The following is a 3,658-nucleotide window of genomic DNA, read 5'->3' as shown; positions in this document are numbered from 1 at the left end:
AAGATACATTAAGTTTTTTTGTCATTTAATCTGTACAGAGAAGATAATAATTAACTTCAGTATTATAATAAGAAGGCTGGCGAAGTTTGTCAAGTAGTTTTTTGTAGCCCTCATGGTTTAGATATAAACCAGTTTCTCACACACGCATTTTACTACATAATCGGTATTGATATTAAAATGCTCATAAAGCCTTTTATAAGGTGCTGATTCTCCAAAGCTTTTCATACCGATAAATATACCGTTTGAACCTATATATTTATGCCAACCCATTTCACTTCCAGCTTCAATTGCAACTTTAATGCTGTCGTTATTTAATATTGCATCTTTGTATTCATCGCTTTGCTCATCAAAAAGTCTCCAGCATGGCATAGAAACAACCCTTGTACCTATACCTTTTTCCTGCAATTTCTTTCTTGTCTCAACTGCAATCTCAACTTCAGATCCGGTTGCAAATATTGTCACTTCTAGCTTCTCTGAGTATTCACACACAACATATGCACCAGACTTTGATAGGTTGGTGGATTGATCAACATCAAAGTGGAATTTGCGCATGTAGCCCAAATTTTGCCTTGAAAGCGCAAACAGTGCAGGTGACTCTTTTTTTTTCAATGCAATGCTAATACACTCCAGAGTTTCAATTGCATCAGTTGGCCTAAAGACATATAAGTTTGGTACAGTGCGTAAAGAAGCTAAATGCTCTATCGGCTGGTGAGTTGGGCCGTCTTCTCCTATTCCAATTGAATCATGAGTCATTACATATATAACCTGCTGTTTCATTAAAGCTGAAAGACGTATAGCAGGACGACAATAGTCAGAAAATACCAAAAAAGTGCCACCATAAGGAAGAATTCCACCATGAAGAGCCATTCCATTCATACAAGCTGCCATAGCATGCTCTCTCACTCCATAATGGACGTAAGAACCACTATAGTTATTATTATCTATTACTTTCATATGCTTATATTTAGTACAATTTGATCCAGTAAGATCAGCAGATCCGCCAATTAATTCCGGCATAGACTCAGTTAAAAGCTCCATTACCTTGCCAAAAGAAGACCTTGTAGCTTCATTTGGCATTGTTTCATGTATTTGTTTCTTTAAGTTAGCTAAATCATCATCAATATTATCTGGTAAGCGTTTATCTAGCCGTCTTTGAAGTTCTTTATTTTCACTGGATTCCAGTGCTTGGCACTGGAATGACACTGAATTGTAATTTTGTTTTGCTCTCTCAACTGTTTCCATCCAAGCATTTTTCACATCTTTTGGCACATGGAATGGCACATAATTCCAGTTTAATTTCTCCCTCATCTGTTTTATATCTTCCTCCGTAAAAGCACCACTATGGGCGGAAGAAGCGCCTGCACGGTTTGAGAACTTTCCAATGATGGTCTTGCAGCAGATCAATGTAGGTTTGTCAGACTTTTGCGCTTGTTCTATTGCAAGGGATATAGAATTAAAATCATGGCCATCAATTTTGTTAACATTCCACCCATACGCTGAAAAACGCTTTTCCGCATCATCAGAGCAAGAGAGGTGAGTAGCACCATCTATAGAGATGTTATTATCGTCGAAAAGGGCTATCAACTTATTCAATTTTAGATGTCCAGCAAGTGATGCTGCTTCATGGCTTATTCCTTCCATGAGGCAACCATCTCCTAACATTACATAAGTGTAGTGATTAATTCCAAACTGATTTTTAAGTATCGATTCAGCAAGTGCCATGCCAACAGCGACAGCAAACCCCTGCCCTAATGGACCTGTTGTTGCTTCTACCCCAGGAGTCAAGCCAAATTCTGGATGACCTGGAGTTTTAGATGTGAGTTGCCTGAAGTTTTTCAGCTCATCTATACTAATATAACCTGTCAAATATAATATGGAGTATAACAACATTGAACCATGGCCGTTTGATAGAACGAAACGGTCTCTATTAACCCATTTAGGATCATCAGGGTTGTGATTTAGGTACTGAGCAAATAGTACAGCTGCAACATCTGCCATTCCAAGTGGCATGCCTGGGTGCCCAGAGCTCGCTTTTTGTACTGCATCAATTGATAAAAAGCGGATGGCACTTGCCATGGATTCTAAAGGTAAATGATTCATACGTTAATAGGAAAACTTAAAAGTGAAGTATAAGAAATTATACTGGTAAAAACAAGTTGACACTCAATGCTAAAATCCTTAATAATCTAGAGTTAGATTGTGAGAGTTTTTATATGACAACTGTTATCAATAGAAAGTATAGAATCAGCCGTAGGCTTGGTATAAATTTATGGGGTAGAGCAAAAGATCCGGTAAACAAAAGGAAATATCCTCCAGGCCAGCGTGGTATTCTTGGGTTCAAAAGGTTGTCTGATTTTGGTAAGCAGTTTGCTGCACATAAGAAGTTTAAGTTTTACTATGCAATTTCAAGTAAGCAGCTTAGGCGTATATTTTTAGATGCTTATAACAGGAAAGGTTATACAGCTGATAATTTTATTGGTATCTTAGAATCAAGGTTAAGTTCTGTTTTATACCACTCTGGCCTCGTGCCAACGATTTATTCAGCAAAACAGCTCATATCTCATAAACATGTTACAGTTAATGATAAGATTGTTAATATACCAAGTTATCGAGTAAAACCAGGTGATATAGTAAAAATAAGAGAAAGGGCAGCAAAAATCCCTGTAATAGTAGAAGCTGTACAAAAACAAGAGCGCAAGGCTCCGGATTACTTAGAAGCAGACAGTAAAGAGTATTCAGTAAAGTATTTAAGAGTACCTCAATATTCCGAGGTTCCTTACTCAGCGGACATGGAAGTCAATTTAGTAGTAGAGTTCTACTCTAGATGAATAAAAAGAGCCCGTGTGGCGGAATCGGTAGACGCAGCGGACTTAAAATCCGTGGGTCTTGCGACCTTGGGAGTTCAAGTCTCCCCATGGGCACCAATTTAATTATCAGAAAACACAAAAAATATGAAATGGCTTGATATAGAGAACATCGCAGAAGCTTTAGAAGAGAAATTTCCAGGTGAGGATATAATTAACATTAGATTTACCGAACTTAAGGAAAAGATCTTAAATTTAGAGGGGTTTAGTGATGATGAAAAGCGTTGTAATGAAAAAATACTCGAAGCCATTCAAGCAGCTTGGATTGAGGAAAGATCTTAACAATAAGAAAGAGCTACCACTATTAAGCAGTATAATGTGTCATTCAAGTAGCTCACAGAAATACAAAAAGCTACTTGACAAGCTTTACCAGTCTTATCCTAGCAGTGGGGTTATTTTATATAACCTTCCTAATTTGTGCAGATTAAAATGATAAGAAGATCTTATATTTGGCGTACTATTATTTAATTTTTCGCACTATATACACCGTATGTCTTTATAAAATTTCTAAGTTCTTACCTATATAAGCTGAAGCACGCTTATGGAGCGTTTAAGACATCAACCAACATCAAATTTAAAATAAGGAGTTAGTAACTAGTTACTGTAGGGTTTTTTTGCCTTTTTTTCTATTAGCAAATTTCTTAAATATTTGTAGCTACCGTCGTTCCTTAGCGTGATCCAAAGATACTGTGGAGTATGATGAGGAATCGCCATTCCAGTGTGTTGAATCCCAATGTCGGGGCACTGGAATGACAGCAAGAACACTCACTAACATAGAGAATATAAACTTTCTC

General features: G+C 37.1%; 3 protein-coding genes and 1 tRNA gene. 3 read left to right on the top strand and 1 reads right to left on the bottom strand.

The genetic code is table 11. The features are described 5' to 3' along the window. Positions 1-117 precede the first annotated feature (117 nt). A complete protein-coding gene (gene tkt / locus CCY16_RS04235; protein WP_088415198.1) occupies positions 118-2,100 on the bottom strand; it encodes a transketolase in 1,983 nt (660 codons plus the stop codon). Positions 2,101-2,213: 113 nt separating this feature from the next. Between tkt and rpsD the strand changes: the two genes are divergently transcribed. From rpsD to iscX, 3 genes are all read left to right on the top strand, one after another. Further along, positions 2,214-2,828 carry a 30S ribosomal protein S4 gene (rpsD, locus tag CCY16_RS04230; protein WP_088415200.1) on the top strand — a complete coding sequence of 205 codons (615 nt, stop codon included), beginning with the start codon at positions 2,214-2,216 and terminating at the stop codon, positions 2,826-2,828. A 9-nt stretch (positions 2,829-2,837) separates the two neighbouring features. After that, positions 2,838-2,924, top strand: a tRNA-Leu gene (locus tag CCY16_RS04225). Between the two features lie 27 nt (positions 2,925-2,951). After that, positions 2,952-3,146 carry a Fe-S cluster assembly protein IscX gene (iscX, locus tag CCY16_RS04220; protein ID WP_088415196.1) on the top strand — a complete coding sequence of 65 codons (195 nt, stop codon included), beginning with the start codon at positions 2,952-2,954 and terminating at the stop codon, positions 3,144-3,146. Positions 3,147-3,658 lie beyond the last annotated feature (512 nt).

This window comes from Wolbachia endosymbiont of Wuchereria bancrofti (genome assembly GCF_002204235.2).
In the GTDB taxonomy this organism is placed as follows: Bacteria; Pseudomonadota; Alphaproteobacteria; order Rickettsiales; family Anaplasmataceae; genus Wolbachia.
Note: the sequence above shows the minus strand (reverse complement) of the source record. Positions and strands in the feature narration are given on the sequence as shown.

Bases quoted from the DNA above. Each gene is read 5' to 3' on its own strand.
- tkt (WP_088415198.1), bottom strand. From the start codon at position 2,100: ATGAATCATTTACCTTTAGAATCCATGGCAAGTGCCATCCGCTTTTTA.
- rpsD (WP_088415200.1), top strand. From the start codon at position 2,214: ATGACAACTGTTATCAATAGAAAGTATAGAATCAGCCGTAGGCTTGGT.
- iscX (WP_088415196.1), top strand. From the start codon at position 2,952: ATGAAATGGCTTGATATAGAGAACATCGCAGAAGCTTTAGAAGAGAAA.